This window comes from Skermanella aerolata KACC 11604, assembly GCF_000936425.1.
In the GTDB taxonomy this organism is placed as follows: Bacteria; Pseudomonadota; Alphaproteobacteria; order Azospirillales; family Azospirillaceae; genus Skermanella; species Skermanella aerolata.
This window is the reverse complement of sequence record NZ_AVFK01000016.1, coordinates 75,308-94,900: the sequence shown is the minus strand read 5'-3', so window position 1 is coordinate 94,900 and position 19,593 is coordinate 75,308. Positions and strand designations below refer to the sequence as shown.

The following is a 19,593-nucleotide window of genomic DNA, read 5'->3' as shown; positions in this document are numbered from 1 at the left end:
GGCCGCCTGAGCGGCGGGTCCTAGGGCTCGCCGTTCAGGAAACCCAGCACGATATCGACGAAGCGGTCCGGCTGTTCGGCGTGGAGCCAGTGGCCGGCGCCCGCGATGGTTTCGATCCGCGCGTTCGGGAACAGGCGATGGATCTCGTCGTGATGGCTCGCCCGGACATAGTCCGACCGCTCGCCGGCCACGAACAGCGTCGGCTTGTCGAACCGCCCGGCCGCGAAGTCGGCTGTCGGAAAGCCGGTGATCTCGTCCATCCGGTCCGCCAGCGCCGCCAGATTGATCCGCCAGGAGAAGACGCCGTTCTCGGCGACGAGGTTCTGGAGAAGGAAGCTGCGGATCGGCGCTTCGGGGACGGCAGAGGCCAGTTGGGTATCGACCTCGCCGCGCCGTGTCACGGTGGACAAGTCCACCGAGCGCATCGCGTCGACATAGGAGATCATCGTGTGCCGGTACGCGACCGGTGCGATATCGGCGACGATCAGCTTTTCCACCAGTTCGGGGTGCAGCAGGGCCAGCACCATGGCGGCCTTGCCGCCCATGCTGTGCCCCAGCACGGATGCCTGCCCCAGCCCGTTGTCCTCGATGTAGCTCCTGATGTCGTCGGCCATGCCGGCATAGGACATGTCGTCGGACCAAGGCGAGGCGCCGTGGTTGCGCATGTCCAAGGCGTGGACATGATATTGGGCGCCCAGCCGCTTGGCGACCGTGTTCCAGTTGCGAGCCGATCCGAACAGCCCGTGCAGCACCACCAGATGCTTGCCTTCTCCGGCCTCGAACCCGGTCAGCTTGATACTCATCGATCAAATCCCTTGTTTATGCCGGTGCCTGCCCCCACTAAATTGGCGCGTAGCAGGGAAACCCGAAATGCCAATGATCCGTATAACCAATCGTCTCGCCATCGACGAGCGTGAGATCGAAGAAACGTTCCAGCGCGCCAGCGGTCCAGGCGGGCAGAACGTGAACAAGGTCGAAACCGCCGTCCAGATCCGCTTCGACGCCAGGAACTCTCCCTCGCTGGATGACGAGACGCGAACCCGGCTGACTACCCTTGCCGGCAACCGGATGACGAACGACGGGGTTCTGGTCATAACAGCCCAACGTTTCCGAAGCCAGGAGCGCAACCGCGAAGACGCGCTAGAACGCTTGGTCGAGCTGCTGCGCGAAGCGACGATCCGCCCCCGCACCCGCCGGCCGACCCGCCCGACGCTGGGATCGAAGAAGCGCCGCCTGGATTCGAAGTCCCAGCGCAGCCAGACCAAGCAGATGCGCGGGCGGCCGACATCGGATTGAGGGAAGGCCCGAAGGTGACGATGGGATCTCCCATATCGGTGCACTTGGACGACAGCACTCAGGAGGTGCTTGAGGCCGCTGCCAGGGAGCGGGGCATCGGCCTCTCGGCCTATCTTCGGGAAATGGCCGAGCGAGAAGCCAGGAAGATATCCAAGGAAAAGATCCGGGCCGAAAGCAGGGCGGTGGCGGAGTATGTGGCCACCTTGCCGGAGGCGCAGGCATTCTATGCCGATTGGGGCACGCCGGCGGTCGAGGACGGTAAGCGATGAGCATGACTGCCGGTGACATCGTGATCGTGGACTGGCGCGATGCGCTTCCTAAGGAAGCGAACAAGATGCGGGCCGACGCGGGAAAATAGGTGCTCCAAAGCATCGTGGGCCATTGCCCACCATGTCACCGCAACGTCGAAGCAGCGGATACAGGTTACCGACTCCAGGATTACCGGGGCTAATTGGCCGAGATACGGCGGCGCATCGCTTTGTCGATCGGGATCGATGGCGATTGACGCCAGCGGCATTGAAGCTTGTCCGGTCATGAGCGTCAGGTGTCGGGCTTGATACCACGGGCCGAAGACATTGACCTGTTTGGACAGTGTTTGTTGGGCCACAGCCCAACCTACGGGCTCCTGCTTCGTAGGTTGGGCTGTGGCCCAACACTTGCCGGCCGCCGGTCAAACTCTTCGGATTGACGGCGCATCAGCCACAGCAGCAGGAGCAGGCCCGGCAGCGCCGCCGAGGTCGAGAGCAAGTAGTAGGAAGCCCAGTCCATCCTGTCCGCCAGCCAGCCGCTCGACGCCGCGAGGAAGTCGCGTCCCACGGCGGAGAAGGACGACAGCAGGGCGTATTGGGTAGCGGTATAGGCGACGTTGCACAGGCTGGACAGATAGGCGACGAAGGCCCCCGTCCCCATGCCGCCGGTGACGTTCTCGACCGCGATGACGACCGTCAGCATGCCGATATCGTGGCCGGAGCGAGCCAGCAGGACGAACATCAGGTTCGACACCATCTGGAGCAGGCCGCAGACCAGCAGGCTACGCATCACGCCGAACCGGCTGACAACGACGCCGCCCAGCAGCCCGCCGATTATGGAGGCGCCGAGGCCGAACGCCTTGGTGACGTTGGCGATCTCGATCTTGCTGAAGCCGAGTTCCAGGTAGAACGGCGTCGCCATGGCCCCGGCATAGACGTCGCCCAGCTTGTAGATCGCGATGAACAGCAGGATCGCGACCCAGGCGCGCCGGGTCATGAAATCGGCGAAGGGAGCGACGACGGCGCCGAACAGCCACGCCAGCAGTTCCGCCCGCCAGCCGGCCAGACCGGGCCGACGCTCCAGGAAGGCCGCCACGTCGGCCTCCCGCCGCGCCGATTCGGGCGAGACGCGGATCTCCGGCTCCCGGTTCAGAAGCATGGTGACCAGACCGACGCCGACCAGCGCCGCCATGATCGTGTAGACCAGCGACCACGGCAGGACGCTCGCCAGATACAGCGCCCCGGCCCCCGAGGTCAGCATGCCGATGCGGTAGCCCAGCACGACGGCCGCGGCGCCTGCGCCGTACTGGCGTTCGTCCAGGATCTCGACCCGCCAAGCGTCCAGCACGATGTCCTGGCTGGCCGAGAAGAACGACACGACCAGCGCCAGCAGCGCCATCCGCCACAGATCGACGGCAGGGTCGGTCGAGCCGAGGCCGAGCAGCGCCAGCATCAGGCCCAGTTGGGTCAGAACCGCCCAGCCGCGCCGGCGGCCGAGCAGCCGGGTCAAGACCGGCAGGCGCAGGCGGTCGATCAGGGGCGCCCAGGCGAACTTCAGCGTATAAGGCAGCCCGACCAGGGCGAACATCCCGATCGCGGTCTTGGCGATCCCCCCCTCGACCAGCCAGACGCTGAGCGTGGCGCCGGTCAGCGCCAGCGGCAGGCCGCTGGAGAATCCAAGGAACAGGATCGCTATGATCCGGCGGTCGAGATAGACCGAAGCCGCCTTGGCCCATGAAGACGAAGCCTGGGGGGACGATGACACTGAGCCGGATACTCCGCTGGGAACAGGGACCGCCTTAACGCGGCCTGTATAGTCTAATCATGGTTAACAAGGTCGAAATCGACCTCAGCCGCCTTCCGCCGGCGGCTTGCGGCCGCTCAGATGTTCGGCGAAGGCCCTGATGGTCTCCGCGCCGCCGTCGCGCTCCGGCTGACCGGCCAGCCACTGACGGTAGTCATCGACGGAGGCCGTTACCTGGGACACCGGAATTCCCCGGATACGCGCTTCCTCGATGATTTCGTCCATGACGGCGCGGTGGTGCTGGAAATCCCCTTCGTCCAGCTCTTCGCCAAGGATGCCCTGGAAATCTTCGATCGTCGCGAAGTCCAACAAGGCAAGCTCGGTGATTTCGCCGTTGTTGACCCGGTCGATGAAATCCTCGACCGGATCGTAGGCGGCCTCCTCTTCCCCATCGTCGCCGGCGCTCTTATCCAGCTTGGCATCGATTTCGGCGGCGACGCCTTCCAGCTCCGCCATCAGGTCTTCGGTCATCTCAAGATGGTATTCGACGGCTTCGGCGGCGCCCTCGATCAGGCTGAACAGGACGCGGCCCTGGGCACGCTTCGGCGTCAGCCAGGCCAGTTCGGTCAGGAAACTGTCGTCGGACAGCGTGACCATCGGTTCGCGCCCGTCGCCGGGTGCCGCTACCGCCATGACGAAGGGCGGATCGCCGAGGTGGACGACGGCCAGTTCGTGTTCGACCACGATTTCGTCCGGCTTCAGACCGATCCCGGTCCCAACGACATAGGTGCGGCGTTTCACCGTCATCGTTCGATCCCTTTCCATTTGCCGTCCCTGTTGTTCAGGGTGTTTAGCATGGCGTGAGCCGTTGAAACCATGGAGCCTTCGCCATGACCGAGCAATTTCGACCCGTCATTCTCGCCGTTGCGCCCAACGGCGCCCGGCTGACCAAGGCCGACCACCCGAACCTGCCGATGTCGCCGGCCGAACTGGCCGATACCGCCGCCGAGTGCCTGGAAGCGGGCGCTTCGATGATCCATCTGCATGTGCGCGACGCGGAGGGCCGGCATATACTGGACGCCGACCTGTTCCGGGCCGCGACCGAGGCCGTGCGCCGGGCCGTCGGCGACCGCATGGTGATCCAGGCGACGACCGAGGCGGTCGGGCGCTACACGGCGGCGGAACAGATGGCCCTGGTCCGCGACCTGCGTCCGGAAGCCGCCTCCATGGCGCTCCGCGAACTGGTGCCGGACACGGCGGCCGAACCGGGTGCCGCGTCGTTCTATGCCTGGTGTGCCCGCGAACGGATCATGGTCCAGCATATCCTGTACGACGATGCCGACGCGGTGCGGCTGAAGCACCTGCACGCCACGGGGGTCATCCCGGACGACATGAGGTCGGTGCTGTTCGTGCTGGGGCGATACCGGGCGGACCAGCAGTCCACCCCCGCCGACCTGATCCCCTTCCTGGCCGCGAAGGACCCGGCCTGGGACTGGATGATGTGCGCCTTCGGACGGCAGGAGCACGACTGCGCCGTGGCGGCGGCCCTGCTGGGAGGCGATTCCCGCATCGGATTCGAGAACAACCGCACTGCCCGGAACGGCGGCACCGCCGCCGGAAATGCCGGCCAGATCGCCGAACTGGCCGCCACGCTGCGCGGCTTCGGCAGGAGGACAGCCAAGGTGGAAGACTGGCGGCCGGCGGCCTGAACTCGCCTCCGCGCTTGATCCGTCCCCGCCCGCCCGCCATCATGCCTGACAAAAATGGCCAGTGGAGACGCGCCGCATGAAATTCCTTTCCGTGCTTCTGGCGGCCGGCATCGTGGCGACGGCCATGGCTCCCGGCGAGGCAGCCGCTCAGGACCGAGGCCGCATCGTGATCGGCATGCAACTGGAGCCGCCGCACCTGGATCCGACGGCGGGTGCCGCGGCGGCGATCGACGAGGTGACCTACGCCAACCTGTTCGAAAGCCTGACCCGGATCGACGAGCGCGGCGACGTGGTCCCCGGACTGGCGGAGCGGTGGGAGGTTTCCGGCGACGGCCTGACCTATACGTTCCACCTGCGCGGCGGCGTCAAGTACCACGACGGCACGGCGTTCGATGCCGCCGACGTCAGGTTCGCGCTGGACCGGGCGCGCGGCGATGGGTCGGTCAATGCCCAGAAAGGCTATTTCGCGGCGATCAAGACGGTCGAGACGCCCGATCCGCTGACGGTCAAGGTCACTTTGGCTCGGCCGGACGGCCAGTTCCTGTTCAACATGGGCTCGAACGACGCCGCCATCGTGGCACCGGAGTCGGCGGAGACCAACAAGCAGCGCCCGGTCGGCACCGGGCCGTTCAAGTTCGACCGCTGGGTGTCGGGCGACCGCGTCGTGCTGATGCGCAATCCGGATTTCCGCGATCCGGGCACGCCGAAACTGAAGGAGGTGGTGTTCCGCTTCATCAGCGACCCGGCGGCGCAGCTCAATGCCGTCAGGTCGGGCGACGTGGACGCCTTCCCCAACCTGGGTGCGACCGAATCCCTGCCCATCCTGGAGGCGGACAAGACCTTCGTCGTGAAGGTCGGAACGACCGAGGGCGAGACCGTACTGGCGCTGAACAATGGCCGGAAGCCGTTCAGCGATGTCCGTATCCGCCGGGCGCTGGCCCATGCGGTCAACCGCCAGGACGTCATCGACGGCGCGCTGTTCGGCTACGGCACGCCGATCGGCAGCCATTTCGCGCCGCATCGCGCCGGCTACGTCGATCTGACCGGGCTCTATCCCCATGATCCGGCCAGGGCGAAGGACCTGCTGGCCCAGGCCGGCTACCCCAATGGCTTCGACGCCGTGATCCGGCTGCCGCCGCCGGTCTATGCCCGGCGCGGCGGCGAGATCATCGCCGCCCAGCTTGCCGAAGTCGGTGTTCGCCTGCGGATCGAGCCGATGGAATGGGCGCCGTGGCTAGAGCAGGTGTTCAAGGGCCGCGACTACGACATGACGATCATCTCCCATGTCGAGCCGCTGGACATCGACATCTACAACCGATCCGATTACTACTTCAACTATCACAGCGACCGCTTCGCCGCCGTGATGGACGAGCTGAGCCGCACGGTCGAGCCGGAGCGGCGGGCGGTGCTGTACGGCGATGCGCAGCAGGTGATCGCGGAGGACGGCGTCAACGTCTTCTTGTTCCAACTTCCCAAGGCAGGCGTCTGGCGCGCCGGCCTGACCGGGTTGTGGGAGAACAGCCCCGTCCCCGCAAACGACGTGACGGCGGTTTCGTGGAAGTGAGCCTGCCCATCCCGGCCGGAGCGTCTCCGGGGCCGGCATGACCGCTTTCCTTGGCCGGCGCCTGCTGACCCTGGGGCTGACCTTGTGGCTGGCGTCGGTCGTCGTGTTCGTGGTGCTGGAAGTGCTGCCCGGCGATCCTGCCCTGCTGATGCTGGGGGTCGATGCGCGGCCCGACACGCTGGCGGCGCTGCGTGCCCGGATGGGCCTGGACCAGCCGGCTCCGGTCCGCTACCTCGCCTGGACCGGTGGCCTGCTGACGGGCGATCTCGGCACCAGCCACACCTATGGCGTCCCGGTGGCGGAGCTGATCCGGGACAGGCTGGCGGTGACCGCTCCGCTGACCGGGCTGGCGATGCTGGTTTCCATGGCGACGGCCCTGCCGCTGGGCCTGCTGGCGGCGTCGAGGCGTGGCCGCCCGGCCGATTACGGCGTCATGGCCTTCAGCCAGCTGGGTGTCGCCGTTCCCAATTTCTGGTTCGGCATCCTGCTGGTGCTGTGGTTCTCGATCGGCCTCGGCTGGTTCGACGCGGGGGGCTTCCCCGGCTGGTCGGCCGGGATCGGCCCGGCGCTGAAATCGCTTACCCTACCCGCCCTGACGCTGGGCCTGACCGAAGCCGCCATCCTGGCGCGGGTGACGCGGTCGGCCGTGCTGGACATCCTGGGAGAGGACTATGTGCGCACCGCCCGCGCCAAGGGCCTGAGCCGGAGCGCCGTGATGCGGCGGCACGTGCTGCGCAACGCCCTGATCCCGATCACCACCATCGTCGGCCTTCAGTTCGCCTTCCTGCTGGGCGGGGCCATCGTGGTCGAGAACGTCTTCTTCCTGCCGGGTCTTGGCAAACTGCTGTTCCAGGCGATCAGCCAGCGCGACCTGATCGTGGTGAAGGATGCCGTCATGGCGCTGGCGGCGATGGTCGTGGCGGTGAACCTGATCGTCGATGTCCTCTATGCCCTGATCGACCCCCGGCCGAAGGCGGCGTCCTGATGCGCCGGCCCGGTCGTCGCCCCCTCCCCGTCAACCTGATCGCCGGCGCCGTGCTGACGCTGCTGCTGGCCGGCATGGCGCTGGTCTCACTGGTCTGGACCCCCTACCCGCCCGAGGCGATGCGGATCGCGATCCGGCTTCAGCCGCCGAGCGCCGCGCACTGGCTGGGCACCGACCATTTCGGACGCGACATCCTGTCGATGATCATGACCGGCGCCCGCAACTCGCTGGCCGTGGGAGCGGTCGCCGTGGGAACCGGGATGGCGGTGGGAGTGCCCCTTGGGCTGGCGGCAACATCGTTCGGCGGCTGGACCGACGAGACGGTGGGACGGCTGACCGACCTGACCTTCGCCTTCCCGGCTGTCCTGTCGGCGATCCTGATCACCGCTCTGCTGGGGCCGGGAGCGGTCAACGCCATCCTCGCCATCGGCATCTTCAACGTCGCGGTGTTCGCGAGGGTCACGCGCGGAGCTGCCCGTCAGGTGGCCGCGCGGGAATTCGTCCGCGCTGCGGCGGCGCTGGGGCGTGGGCCGGCAGCCGTGACGCTGGTCCATGTTCTGCCTAACATCTCCGGCACCCTGATCGTCCAGGCCACGATCTCCTTCGCGGTGGCGATCCTGGCGGAGGCGGGATTGAGCTACCTGGGCCTGGGCATCCAGCCGCCGGCGCCCAGCTGGGGCAAGATGCTGAACGAAGCGCAGACCTTCATGCTGCTGCGGCCGACCCTTGCCATCTTCCCCGGCCTGACCATCGCGCTGTCCGTGCTGGGGCTGAACCTGCTGGGCGACGGCCTGCGCGACCTGCTGGACCCAAGGCTGAGGGCTGGTGTCCGTCATCGCTCGTCTTGAAAGCGGCGGCGAGCGAACTCGGCCGCGCCAAAATTTCATATGCAAAAAGGCATAATATCACCACAAATAATAATATCTCATAGGGCTAAAATTCAGCTTTTTACTTTCAGAAGTATTTGAATTCCTTTGTAGTTCCTTAAAGATTTAGCCGAATACTGTCACTTCGCGGGTGCATCGGTTTGTTGTTTGTAAGAACAAAAACCAAGTCCGAACAACTTTTTGTCCGATGCGCCAAGAAAAGCAGGTGAAGGAGGGTGGCCTATGAAGTGGCTTCACAAACTGAAGATCTCGACGAAGATTTATCTGCTGGTAGGCTTCCTCGGGATCATAGCCGGACTGGTCGGAACGGCCGGCATTACCGCCATGCGCACCTACGATACCCATGTCGAAGCCATGACCGCCGCATCCACCCGCGCCTTGCTGGGTGAGAAGATGAACGGGCTCGTCAATGCGATCGTCATGGATTCGCGCGGCGTCTACATGGCCGAAAACAAGGAAAGGGTGGAGCAGTTCGGCAAGCCGCTGCTGGAAAACCTGAAGCGCATGGATGCTCTGCTCGCCCAATGGCGCCCTCTGGTCCTGTCCGGCAACTCGGAACAGTTTCAGCGCCTGGAACAGCGCACGGCGGAGTTCATCGCGTTCCGCACGAAGCTGGTCGAGCTCGGCAAGACGGAAGGAGCGCCGGCAGCCCGCGAATGGGGCGACAACGACGCCAACCGCACCAACCGGCAGGCCTTGAACAAGGAACTGCAGGGTATCTCTGCCCAGAATGCCGACCTGATCACGACGGGCTCGGCGGAGCTTCAGGACTTCTACGGGACGATGCTGACGACGCTCGTGGCGCTGACCGTACTGGGTGTCGGCATCGCCGCCGCCTTTGCCTTCATCATGGTCCGCATGACGGTCACGCGTCCGATCGGCGACATCACCAGCACCATGCTGCGGCTGGCCGAAGGGAATTTCGGCGTTACCGTCAAGGGCCTGGACCGGGGCGACGAGATCGGCGAAATGGCCCGGACCATCGGCGTGTTCCGGGACAACATGGAGCGTGCGGCTTCGCTGGAACAGCAGCGCCGGGCCGACGAGGAGGCGCGGGAAAGGCGGCGGCTGAATCTGGAACGCCTGACCCACGACTTCGGCGTCGGGATCGACAAGGTGGTGGAGGCGGTATCGGCCCAGGCGGTCGAGATGCGGGATTCGTCTTCCTCGATGTCGGCCATCGCGGAGGAAACCTCGCGCCAGTCGGGTGCGGCGGCGGCGGCCTCCGACGAAGCGCGGGTGAACGTGCAGACCGTGGCGTCGGCGGCGGAGGAACTGGCCAGTTCGATCAGCGAGATCGGCCGGCAGGTCGCCGAGTCGTCCCGCGTCGCGACGCTGGCCGTGGCCGAGGTCGAACGGACCAACGAGAGCGTGACCAGCCTTGCGGTGGCGGCGGAGAAGATCGGCGAGGTCGTCAACCTGATCAACGACATCGCCGGGCAGACCAACCTGCTGGCGCTGAACGCCACGATCGAGGCGGCGCGCGCCGGCGAGGCCGGCAAGGGCTTCGCCATCGTGGCGTCGGAGGTCAAGAACCTCGCGAACCAGACGGCCCGCGCCACCGAGGAAATCTCCGGCCAGATCACCGGCATCCAGAACGCCACCACCGGCGCTGTCGGCGCCATCCAGAAGATCGGCGGCACGATCACGCGGATCGACGGCATCGTTTCCGAGATCACCACGTCGGTCGAGCAGCAGGACATGGCGACCCGGGAGATCGCCCGGAGCATCCAGGAAGCGGCGCGCGGTACCGACGAGGTCAGCGCCAATGTCATCGGGGTCAACGGCGCCGCCGGGGAGACGGGCCGCACCGCCGCCCGTGTCCTGGAGTCGGCGGGCGGCCTGACGCGTCAGGCCGAGATGCTGCGGCGCGAGGTCGACGACTTCATCACCAGGATCAAGAGCGCCTGAGTCCCGGCATCGGTCCGAAGCGAAAGGATATCGGCCGGCGGGGTGCTCCCGCCGGCCGATATCCTTTCAGCCGTCATTTGCCGTTGCGCTGCTGGGCGATCGGCTGGGTGAACTGAAGCTCGACGTCCCAGGGGAAGTAGATCCAGGTGTCCTGGCTGACTTCCGTGATGAAGGTATCGACCAGGGGACGCCCGGCGGGCTTGGCGTAGATCGTCGCGAAGTGGGCCTTGGGGATCATCTTCCGCAGGACGGTCGCGGTCTTGCCGGTATCGACGAGATCGTCGATGATCAGCCAGCCCTCGCCGTCGCCGTCGAAGCCCTTGAGGACGCGGGCCTCGCGCTGGTTTTGGTGGTCGTAGCTGGAGATGCAGACCGTGTCGATCAGCCGGATATCCAGTTCGCGCGCGATGATCGCGGCCGGGACGAGGCCGCCCCGGGTGACCGCGACGATGCCCTGCCACGGCCCCTTCTCGGCCATGCGCCAGGCCAGCGCCTTGGCATGACGATGCAACTCTTCCCACGATACTGGGAAATGCTTGGCGTTGTCTTTTTCCGGCACGGCCCTTCTCCACACACGACTGCACACCACAATGGATCGGCGGCTTATAACTTACCAGATGTCGCGCGGCAATCGGGTGCTCGTTTCTCCGTATGCGGCGTTGAAGGATTGCGCGAAAAGCCTTCTCATTCTAAGCGTTACCGTCCCAGGCGTTATCGTCACCTGATGGGGGCTGGCGACAGGGTTCGGCCCCGCAACCGGAACAACTGACATGCTGAATACACCCTCATCCCGCCGTGGCATGGTCGTGGCTCCCCATCACCTCGCGGCGCAGGCCGGTCTGTCGGTCCTGCGGGAAGGCGGCAACGCTGTTGAGGCCATGGTCGCGGCGGCGGCGGCCATCGCGGTGGTCTATCCCCACATGAACGGGATCGGCGGCGACGGCTTCTGGCTGATCGCCGAACCGGGACGGCCGCCGATCGGGATCGACGCCTGCGGAGCCGCGGCGGCGGCCGCCACGTCCGATATGTACAGGACCCAGGGCCATGCGGTCATCCCGAGCCGGGGTCCGCTGGCGGCCAATACAGTGGCGGGGACGGTTTCCGGCTGGGGAGCGGCGCTCGACGCGGCAAAGGGCTGGAGCGGCCGGAAGCTGCCGCTGTCGCGCCTGCTGGAAGACGCGGTCCACTACGCCCGCGACGGCGCATCCGCGACCGGCAGCCAGTCGCGCTTCACGGCGGAGAAGCGGAGCGAGCTGGAAGGCGTCCCGGGCTTCGCCCGGATCTTCCTGCCGGACGGCAAGACGCCCGCCCCCGGCAGCCTGTTCCGCCAGACCGATCTGGCATCGACGCTGGAACGGATCGGGACGGCCGGCACGGAGGACTTCTACCGGGGCGAACTGGCGCGGGCACTGGCGGAGGGTTTGCAGCGGGCGGGCAGCCCCGTGGCGCTCGGCGACCTGGAAGCGCACCACGCCCGACGGGTCGAACCGCTGAGCGTCCGGCTGCGGAACGCCGAGCTCTACAACATGACGCCGCCGACCCAAGGGTTGGCGTCGCTGATGATCCTGGGGTTGTTCGACCGGCTTGCCGACCGGCAGGGCATCACGGAGGCCGACGGTTTCGCCCATATCCACGGGCTGGTCGAAGCGACCAAGCGCGCCTTCCTGGTGCGCGACCGCTACGTCACCGACCCGGCCCGGATGACAGTGGACCCGCGCGGGTTCCTGACCGGCGCGGCCCTGGCCGACCTCGCGGCGAAGATCGATCCTGCCCGCGCCTTGCCCTGGCCGCAGTCCGGTCCGCCGGCGGACACGATCTGGATGGGAGCGATCGACGGCGCCGGCCGCGCGGTCAGCTTCATCCAAAGCGTCTATTGGGAGTTCGGCTCCGGCGTGGTCGCGGGCGATACCGGCGTCCTGTGGCAGAACCGGGGCAGCAGCTTCTCGCTGGACGAGAAAGCCGTCAACGCGCTGGCCCCCGGCATGCGCCCGTTCCACACGCTGAACCCGGCACTGGCCCGGTTCGACGACGGGCGCGTCATGCCCTATGGCACGATGGGCGGCGAAGGCCAGCCGCAGACCCAGGCCGCCGTCTTCAGCCGCTACGGCCTGCTGGGTCAGGAGCTTCAGACGGCGGTGACGGCGCCCCGCTGGCTGCTGGGCCGCACCTGGGGCGCCGGCACCACTAACCTGAAGATCGAAAGCCGCATAGGCGACGACGTGATCGAGGCCCTGCGCGCCGCCGGCCACGATGTCGAGGTGGTCACCCCCTTCAACGACATGATGGGCCATGCCGGCGCCCTGGTGCTGCACCCGGACGGCACGATCCAGGGGGCATCGGACTGCCGCTCCGACGGCGCGGTAGCCGCCTTCTGAAGCTGCTGGAAACGCTTTGCAAAAAAACTTTCAGAATGGGGTTGCGCAGGTCAAACTCATTGGCTAGTTTCCGGCCCACGACGAACCGCACGGTTCAACGCTTCGCAAGAAGCGGTCGAGAAGATGGCAAGCGCCCGTAGCTCAACTGGATAGAGCATCTGACTACGGATCAGAAGGCTAGGAGTTCGAATCTCTTCGGGCGCGCCACTTTCCCCCTGTTGAAATGAGTTGGTACTAAACGATCCCTCCGCTTTCTCAGAAGCGGCATTTCGGTTGCGCACTTTTCACCGCATCATCCCCGAACAACTGCTCAAAATGATGCTGAACAGTGCCGTAGCATTCGCACGCGGTAGCCTCCATGCCTGAACGGTCAAGTATGGCCATCTGGCCGTTCCCGTAGGCGATCAAGCCGGCCTGCTTCAGGGTGCCGGCAGTGACCGTTACGCCGGACCGGCGGACGCCCAGCATCATCGCCATGAACTCGTGGGTCATCGGAAACTGATCGCGTCCGGCGCGGTCGTGCGCCATGAGCATCCAGCGGGCCAGACGCTCCTCGATCGAGTGATGGCCGTTGCACACCGCAGTTTGCGAGACTTGAGTGTAAAGCGCTTGCATGTAGCGCAGCAGCTGGAAGCGCAACGTGTCGCTCTCGCCGAAAACCTGTCTCAGAGCCGCTGGGGCAATCGACAGTGCCGTACCTTGCATCTGGACGATCGCCCCGGCGGGACCACTGTCGACGCCCAGGATCAACGGCATCCCGACCATGCCCTCGGAGCCGATGATGCCGACCTCGATGGCTTCGCCGCCCTTCAGGTAGGCCAGATACGACACCATGCCCGTTTCGACGAAGTAGGCGGTCTCTATCGGCTCATTCGCCTCAAGGAGAACCTGCCTGAGGGACAGGTCGGTTGGTGTCAGGAAAACCGCCAAACGCGCGAATTCGGTGGGTGGAAGAGACGCGAGGAGCCGGTTACGGACGGCGGACTGGTCTATTTGAGACACTTGTGCCCCCTTCGGTTCGGCGGGAGCACTCGTCTCTCTCAGTCACCCACAGCCGGAGTAGTGATGGGCAATGGCGTTCAATTAGGAACTTCTAATCTATGCGCAAGGCGGCAATTTGGCAAACAAACGCCATTCGTCATTCCTCTGTCTTTTACGAAACTTTATCGACATCTTTCATTCCATCATCCGCGACGCATGACAGAAGTTTCGCCTCTGCCTCGGACCTTGTCTTTCTTGCTTCCTCGACCAGACGACGGGACCGTTCGAAAACTTCTTCGGCACGTTCCATCAGTGCTGCAAGCCGGACATTCCGGGCTTCAGGGCCAAGTTCCACCATCAGGCATTCTCCTTATTGATGGCAGGTATCTAGCAACGGTCAGAGCAGACTGGTCTGTACGTTTCCGAACATAATATGCGGATAATCGGACAGCCGGGAATACCCTCGGCATTATCCGTCAATGACGGCTGTTATGGGACGGTTGTCATGGGCAGGCAGTCTCTCGCGAGCTTGCAAGCCGGTGTCGACCTCGGCCAGATGCGCGGGTGCTATGTCATAGGAGTCATAGGAAAACGAAGCGAGGCTGCCACTTTCGTCGGCGGAAACGCCGACCCATGCACAACCGCCGAACTCGATGATTTCCAGGAAGAAATCCTGCGCCGCCTGAGCATCCGGGGGCCGGTGGAACACGACCCACAAAGCGGCGAGGCAGACGGTCCTGACATCCTTGCCGGCGGCAGCCGAACGGAGCAGATCGATCACCGGCATTGCTGCCGTGACGAAGCCTCGCGCTTGGTCGACATGGCGGGCTCCGTTGAGGCCATGTGTCAACCGCCCCATCTCGCTCCTCAACTGGGAAACCGGAAGATCGGCGGCAAACCATCGGCTGCCAAACTTGACACTGACGCGGACATGACCGTCCGGAATCGAGCGCTGCATGAAATCTACACCTGACCGCGGCATGGCCTGACACCGGGTGATCCCGGAAAAGCTTTGGCGAACATCCTTGCAACCATCGTCTATCCGGCAGGCCAGGCGGCGTCATGAAGATCGTTCAAGGAACACCCCGCGTTGCGACGTGGCGGAAAGCTCCGGAAGCTTGGCCTCCCGGAACAGGAAACGTCACCGGGCGACCTCCTCGACCAGCCTCCGGTCGTCCGCGGCAAAAAACTGCGGTACGGGAACGAAGGATTTCCTGGAACTCCAGACCAACTCGGCTTCCGATCCCCTTATCTTCAAGATGACTTCAATCGGTTTTTTCGGCTTGGCCAGCAGTTTGGCCGCTTCGACCGCATCGGCGATGGCGTCGTGCCGGCTTAGATACGGACCATGCGATTCCGTCCCTTCATCGACATACCATTTCTCGACCCGGCAGGTTACGTAGAATTGCCTCAGCACACTGACCCCCTTCCGTCTCAGACGACGATGACACGGCCTGCCGCCAGCCTTCTTCTGGAGGACCTTCGGCGATTCGGCGATTCGGCGAGCGGGCAACCCGTCTCCGCCGGTGAACAGCCGTCCGGACTCCCGCGCTGCCATTCGTCAGATCCATCACACAGGGATCAACAACCCAGCATCGAACCCATCACGTTTCTCTAATGAATTAATTCGGCTCCCATGTCGGTACTCAGCGCCCCCTCCACGGCGCAGTCTCTGGAAAGAGTTGTCGAAAGGACTTGTTCGCCGGCGTTCATATGACCTTCGCCGCGGCACGACCTACACTTTTGCATCTGGTCGATCATCAGTACAGGAGGATGGATCTGCGATCCGGGCTGTTGCAAATGGTAAAGACGGAGTGGGATCTCATGAAGAACCTGACAGCGCTTACCGCCGCCTTTATCATGACAGCGGCTTGTACACAGCAGACTGAAAGCCGGCAGAGCAGCCTTACGGCAGGGGAAGAGCCACCCAGCCGGTTTCAGTCGATCGGCTCCTGCGAGCCGACGGCATGGGTCGGGCTTCAAAATGACGCCGAGCGGTTGCCGCCCAATCAGAAGCTACAGGTGAAGATGATGCTCGACAATGCACAGAGTTTCTATGCAGACGACAACCGCGGTCAATGCATCCTCGTCCTCCAGAATGCCGAGAGGATCGTGCGTCAACACGATCTCCCATCCTGAAAATTCCTGTATCCCGAACAATTCCGTATCCTGATCTTCGCAACGGCGCGCCGACATCTTAGGTTCGATATGGCCAGTAACCAAACTTGTTCCGAGTTCTCAATCCATGGGCAGGAATACGAGCAACTCCAAGCCGCCCTGGAGACTGCCGACGGCGAAATCCAGGCATTGGTCCAGGAGAACCGCCAACTCCAGATGGAGAATTCCAAGGCGCTGGCCGAAAACGCACATCTTCGCCATCTACTGGCCCAATCCCATGCCCGGCTGCTCGAAGCCCAGGTTGCGGCCGCTAAATCTTCGGCCCGTCTGGTCACCGGCCTGGAGGGTGAGCTCAGCATCGTCAACGAGGAACTTCAGGTCTCCCTGGAGGAGTTGCAGATCACTGCGGAAGAGCTTGAGCAAACCAACGCCGCCCTGATCCTGTCGAATACTATGCTTGAACAGCAGGTCGCCGAACGGACGCGGCATCTCGAACAGGCGCTTGCGGAACGGAACGAACTGCTGCGCTGCAAGGAGGATCTGTTCCACGAGATCGGATGTCGGGTACGGGACAGCTTGCAGGTCGTCATGAGTCTTGTCCGCGTCCAGGCCGGGAGGTCCGAAGATCCGCAGGTGCGGCAGGCGCTCCAGTCCATCGTCGCCCGTATCCACGCCGTCGCGCGGGTCCATGACCGGCTGTCTTCGGGCGACGGGTCGGGACGGGTGAGAATGGACCGGTATCTCGGCGAGATCTGCCAGCAGATCGTCGACGCCCATGACGTCGCTCCGCCTCGGCACACGATCGAGGTCGAGGCGGAGTCCATCGAGCTGTCCGCCGACCTAGCCTTTCCCCTGGGCCTAATCGCCACAGAACTCATCGACAACGCCCTGCGCCATGCTTTCGACAGGTCGGGAACAGGGACGGTTTGGGTGCAGTTCGGACATCTGTCCGACGGCCGGATGAAACTCGTGGTCGCGGATGACGGCAGGGGGATCGCGAAGGAGGTCCAGTTCCCCAAGGCCGTGGGGCTGGGCATGCATATCGTGGCGATGATGGTGCAGCGGGTCCGCGCAGGTCTTTCCGTCGCGCATGTCCATGGCACATGCTTCACGCTGACGCTTGCGGACGGCACGTCCCACACTGTCGCCGTCGATCGGAACCGATAGCTGTCGAAACGGCATCCGGCCGGACGCCACTTGCCCGGTCGCCGGCTGCCCGGTGCAGGTGTCTGGTCAGTCCGCCGGATCGGCCTCCACCGGCCCCCCCACGGGGCTGCCCGCCACCATCGAAGGACCGATTGCGGCCCCGCCTTGGTCCCTGCCATAAAGAAGGTGGAGCGTCATCAGGATGCTCCGGACCTCGTCGCCATCCAGCGCATAGAACGTCATCTGCCCATCGCGCCGGAAACGGACCAGTTTGATCTGACGCAACCGCGCAAGATGCTGCGACACCGCTGACTGGCTGAGGCCGACCAGCGCCTCCAGTTCGATGACCGAGCGCTCGTGTTCCGCCAGGAGCAGCAGGATGCGCAGGCGTTGCGGGTTTCCCATCGCGCGGAGCAAAGAGCTTGCCTGCTCGGTATGGAACTGCATGAAGTCCAAGTTCATCTACTGTAGCTAGGGTTGGACAGCCGGACGGCAACACCCGGACCGATAAATGGTTCACGGGACGGCGTCATAGGATCGCTCGCACGCCGTCCCGCAGCCATCCAGGATGCCGTCGGCCCGTTACCTGTTGGGTCCCGCATCCTTGATGGGCGTACCGCCCACATTCCCCTTGCCGCCCGTTTCGGCGGGCATCGGTGTCATGGACCCGTTGGTGCGGTGCTGTGAATCGTCCCCTCCGTGAGGAAGATTGCCTGTGCTCATGTGGCCGGCGGCGCGCGGGGTGCGATCAGCCTCCTCGGAGGCCTTGGAGCCCGTCGCGTCCGGCAATTCCGCAGCGGTCTCGTCCTTCGCCTTGTCGATGATGTCCGCCATGGGCGCGCCATCGCCCTGCTTCCCGCCGGTGGCGCCCGCCGGTTCCGTCGTAGCCTGCTGGGTGACGCCAGCCGCGTTGCCGGGAAAGGCGCTGTTGGGGTCGATTCCGGCACTGTCCTGCCGTCCGCCGCTCGACCGCGAACCCTGGGCCCGGTTGTCGTTCTGGTTCTGATTAGCCATCGGCTTCTCCTTCTTCCGATCGGTCCGCGCACATGTGCGCGGCGGAACCGTGCCTTGTCGCCGGCTTGCAGCGTCAGCGCCGGCTCCTTGGGGCGATAACCGGACAGGGAGAGCAAAGGCCCATGCGATTAAGTGACTGGCCTTCCGACATTGGTTCAAGGCGCCTAGCCCGAACGAGTCGCCTGCGAACTTGGAAAATTTCATCCGAACTTTCCCGGCCCGACTTCCAGTCGCCCGTAAAGGCGCAGGACCGGCGCCGCGCCGGCGAACGATGGAAGGGCAGAAGGCCCGGAGATGTCGGTTTGGGCGGGAACGTTGGGCCAGCGGGCAAGTTGTCGTGGCAAAGCCGGGTCAAGGTCTCGGCAAGCCATCGGGAACCGCTCGTTCAGGAGGCTCGACTTACCATGCACAGCCAACAGCAGGGGTGGGCCGAACAACAGGATGCGCTCGCCGAGTTCGGCCAATTCGCATTGTCGTGCATCGACCTGGATCTCATCCTCCAAAGGGCGTGCGAACTGGTCGCCCGCGGACTTCAGACGCCGATCGCCAAGATCATGCAGACCATCCCCGAAAGCGACGAACTCCTGATCCGGGCGGCTGTCGGGCTGCCGCGCGACATCGCCACAACTGGGGTCACGAAGGTTCCGGGAGGTCATGGGTCCGCTGCCGGTTATACCCTGGTCGAGGGCGAACCCATCGTCTCGCACATACCGACGGAAACGAGGTTCCAGGTATCCGAGGTCGTGCGCCGTGCCGATGTCGTCGTATCGGCCAATGTCGTGATCGGTGCGACCGGCGAGGCGTTCGGAACGCTGGAGGTGGACAGTCTCGCCGAGCGGACCTTCACCCAGGCGGATATCAGTTTCCTCCAGAACTATGCCAACCTGCTGGCCGCGGCCCTGGACCGCCACAAAGCGCATCGCGAACGTGTCGCCAATGCCGAGGAGCGCTCCATCCTGCTGCGTGAATTGCAGCACCGCACCCAGAACGATCTGGCGATCATTACGTCGATGCTCAGGATGGAGGCCAGGAGGGCGAAACGGAGCGAGACGCGCCGCCGCCTCGAGAGCGTCGGCCACAGGGTCGAAGCGCTCTCGCTGGTCTACCGGCGCCTCTACGTGACGGGGGTCACCGATGCCGTGAACCTTTCCGCCTATCTCGACGAACTCGTCAAGCGGCGCTTTCTCATGCACGGCCTGGAACACGACGACGCGGTCAAGCTGGACCTGCACCTTACCCCCGTGGAAGTCGATCACAGCCAAGCCGTCGCGGTCGGACTGATCGTCAACGAACTGGTCACGAACTGCCTGAAATACGCCTTCCCCCTGCGCCAGGGGACGGTGACCGTCACCCTGGAGCGGGTCGAGCCGGGCAAAGCGCGCCTGACGGTCGCCGACGACGGGATCGGCATGCCGGACGATCAAGTCAGAGGGCACGGCATCGGTCTGGAACTGACCCCCGTGCTGGCGAAAATGGCATCCGGCGATTTCACCCTGGAACAGCGGGACGCCGGTACCGCCGGTCACTTGGTCTTTTACATTCCCGACCTTAGGGGCGGTGGCAGCAAGCCGCTTTGAACTGTTGAAGGGAGTAACCGAATGCCTGGAGGTGTAGC

21 protein-coding genes and 1 tRNA gene are annotated in these 19,593 nt (G+C 64.6%); 12 read left to right on the top strand and 10 right to left on the bottom strand.

The features are described 5' to 3' along the window. Positions 1 to 20: 20 nt before the first annotated feature. The gene (locus N826_RS19595; RefSeq protein ID WP_044431591.1) at positions 21 to 803 is read right to left on the bottom strand and encodes an alpha/beta fold hydrolase; all 783 of its coding nucleotides are present in this window, start codon (positions 801 to 803) and stop codon (positions 21 to 23) included. Between the two features lie 73 nt (positions 804 to 876). Between N826_RS19595 and arfB the strand changes: the two genes are divergently transcribed. Together arfB and N826_RS19585 are read left to right on the top strand one after the other, a co-directional pair. After that, the gene (arfB, locus tag N826_RS19590; protein WP_044431588.1) at positions 877 to 1,296 is read left to right on the top strand and encodes an alternative ribosome rescue aminoacyl-tRNA hydrolase ArfB; all 420 of its coding nucleotides are present in this window, start codon (positions 877 to 879) and stop codon (positions 1,294 to 1,296) included. 14 nt (positions 1,297 to 1,310) lie between these two features. Continuing rightward, positions 1,311 to 1,565 carry a type II toxin-antitoxin system CcdA family antitoxin gene (locus tag N826_RS19585; RefSeq protein ID WP_147040897.1) on the top strand — a complete coding sequence of 85 codons (255 nt, stop codon included), beginning with the start codon at positions 1,311 to 1,313 and terminating at the stop codon, positions 1,563 to 1,565. A gap of 346 nt (positions 1,566 to 1,911) precedes the next feature. On the opposite strand, the gene N826_RS19580 is transcribed toward N826_RS19585, so the two are convergent. Further along, complete coding sequence (locus tag N826_RS19580; protein ID WP_044431584.1) at positions 1,912 to 3,309, bottom strand: AmpG family muropeptide MFS transporter; 1,398 nt, start codon at positions 3,307 to 3,309, stop codon at positions 1,912 to 1,914. An 84-nt stretch (positions 3,310 to 3,393) separates the two neighbouring features. Beyond that, a complete protein-coding gene (locus N826_RS19575) occupies positions 3,394 to 4,095 on the bottom strand; it encodes a hypothetical protein (protein WP_044431583.1) in 702 nt (233 codons plus the stop codon). Between the two features lie 83 nt (positions 4,096 to 4,178). Between N826_RS19575 and N826_RS19570 the strand changes: the two genes are divergently transcribed. The 5 genes from N826_RS19570 to N826_RS19550 all read left to right on the top strand — a co-directional run bounded on the left by N826_RS19570 (position 4,179) and on the right by N826_RS19550 (position 10,344). Beyond that, positions 4,179 to 4,997 carry a beta-keto acid cleavage family enzyme gene (locus N826_RS19570; protein ID WP_044431581.1) on the top strand — a complete coding sequence of 273 codons (819 nt, stop codon included), beginning with the start codon at positions 4,179 to 4,181 and terminating at the stop codon, positions 4,995 to 4,997. 76 nt (positions 4,998 to 5,073) lie between these two features. Further along, the gene (locus tag N826_RS19565) at positions 5,074 to 6,561 is read left to right on the top strand and encodes an ABC transporter substrate-binding protein (protein ID WP_044431580.1); all 1,488 of its coding nucleotides are present in this window, start codon (positions 5,074 to 5,076) and stop codon (positions 6,559 to 6,561) included. A 37-nt stretch (positions 6,562 to 6,598) separates the two neighbouring features. Next, the gene (locus N826_RS19560) at positions 6,599 to 7,546 is read left to right on the top strand and encodes an ABC transporter permease (RefSeq protein WP_044431579.1); all 948 of its coding nucleotides are present in this window, start codon (positions 6,599 to 6,601) and stop codon (positions 7,544 to 7,546) included. Beyond that, positions 7,546 to 8,394, top strand: a complete 849-nt coding sequence (locus N826_RS19555) for an ABC transporter permease (protein ID WP_044431577.1) — start codon at positions 7,546 to 7,548, stop codon at positions 8,392 to 8,394. The genes N826_RS19560 and N826_RS19555 overlap by 1 nt, the downstream gene beginning before the upstream one ends. 261 nt (positions 8,395 to 8,655) lie before the next feature. Beyond that, on the top strand, positions 8,656 to 10,344 hold the full coding sequence (locus tag N826_RS19550; protein ID WP_044431574.1) for a methyl-accepting chemotaxis protein: 1,689 nt from the start codon (positions 8,656 to 8,658) through the stop codon (positions 10,342 to 10,344). A gap of 73 nt (positions 10,345 to 10,417) precedes the next feature. Here N826_RS19550 and gpt read toward each other — a convergent pair whose 3' ends face one another. Then, positions 10,418 to 10,903, bottom strand: coding sequence for a xanthine phosphoribosyltransferase (gpt, locus tag N826_RS19545; protein WP_044431573.1), 486 nt, complete (start codon positions 10,901 to 10,903; stop codon positions 10,418 to 10,420). A gap of 211 nt (positions 10,904 to 11,114) precedes the next feature. On the opposite strand from gpt, the gene N826_RS19540 reads away from it, so the two are divergent. Continuing rightward, positions 11,115 to 12,719 carry a gamma-glutamyltransferase family protein gene (locus N826_RS19540; RefSeq protein ID WP_044431571.1) on the top strand — a complete coding sequence of 535 codons (1,605 nt, stop codon included), beginning with the start codon at positions 11,115 to 11,117 and terminating at the stop codon, positions 12,717 to 12,719. Between the two features lie 130 nt (positions 12,720 to 12,849). Next, positions 12,850 to 12,926: transfer RNA gene (locus N826_RS19535), tRNA-Arg, on the top strand. A gap of 48 nt (positions 12,927 to 12,974) precedes the next feature. Here the strand turns inward: N826_RS19535 and N826_RS19530 are convergent. The 4 genes from N826_RS19530 to N826_RS19515 form a co-directional block, all read right to left on the bottom strand. Next, positions 12,975 to 13,649 carry a Crp/Fnr family transcriptional regulator gene (locus tag N826_RS19530; protein WP_244619663.1) on the bottom strand — a complete coding sequence of 225 codons (675 nt, stop codon included), beginning with the start codon at positions 13,647 to 13,649 and terminating at the stop codon, positions 12,975 to 12,977. Positions 13,650 to 13,872: 223 nt separating this feature from the next. Continuing rightward, the gene (locus N826_RS19525; RefSeq protein ID WP_044431566.1) at positions 13,873 to 14,058 is read right to left on the bottom strand and encodes a hypothetical protein; all 186 of its coding nucleotides are present in this window, start codon (positions 14,056 to 14,058) and stop codon (positions 13,873 to 13,875) included. Positions 14,059 to 14,169: 111 nt separating this feature from the next. Then, a complete protein-coding gene (locus N826_RS19520; protein WP_044431564.1) occupies positions 14,170 to 14,658 on the bottom strand; it encodes a hypothetical protein in 489 nt (162 codons plus the stop codon). A gap of 183 nt (positions 14,659 to 14,841) precedes the next feature. Beyond that, entirely contained in the window at positions 14,842 to 15,258 is a 417-nt protein-coding gene (locus tag N826_RS19515; RefSeq protein WP_044431562.1) for a hypothetical protein, read from the bottom strand. Between the two features lie 266 nt (positions 15,259 to 15,524). Here N826_RS19515 and N826_RS19510 point away from each other — a divergent pair, with 266 nt between their 5' ends. Continuing rightward, the gene (locus tag N826_RS19510) at positions 15,525 to 15,839 is read left to right on the top strand and encodes a hypothetical protein (protein ID WP_147040895.1); all 315 of its coding nucleotides are present in this window, start codon (positions 15,525 to 15,527) and stop codon (positions 15,837 to 15,839) included. Positions 15,840 to 15,908: 69 nt separating this feature from the next. Further along, positions 15,909 to 16,985 (top strand): sensor histidine kinase, encoded by a 1,077-nt coding sequence (locus N826_RS19505; RefSeq protein WP_084720911.1) that lies wholly within the window; start codon positions 15,909 to 15,911, stop codon positions 16,983 to 16,985. A gap of 66 nt (positions 16,986 to 17,051) precedes the next feature. On the opposite strand, the gene N826_RS19500 is transcribed toward N826_RS19505, so the two are convergent. Together N826_RS19500 and N826_RS44845 are read right to left on the bottom strand one after the other, a co-directional pair. Beyond that, positions 17,052 to 17,411, bottom strand: coding sequence for an ArsR/SmtB family transcription factor (locus tag N826_RS19500; protein WP_063772279.1), 360 nt, complete (start codon positions 17,409 to 17,411; stop codon positions 17,052 to 17,054). 135 nt (positions 17,412 to 17,546) lie between these two features. Then, positions 17,547 to 17,978 carry a hypothetical protein gene (locus N826_RS44845; RefSeq protein WP_044431555.1) on the bottom strand — a complete coding sequence of 144 codons (432 nt, stop codon included), beginning with the start codon at positions 17,976 to 17,978 and terminating at the stop codon, positions 17,547 to 17,549. A 404-nt stretch (positions 17,979 to 18,382) separates the two neighbouring features. On the opposite strand from N826_RS44845, the gene N826_RS19490 reads away from it, so the two are divergent. Continuing rightward, positions 18,383 to 19,555: a sensor histidine kinase gene (locus N826_RS19490; protein ID WP_044431553.1), complete on the top strand. Its 1,173-nt coding sequence runs from the start codon at positions 18,383 to 18,385 to the stop codon at positions 19,553 to 19,555. Positions 19,556 to 19,593 lie beyond the last annotated feature (38 nt).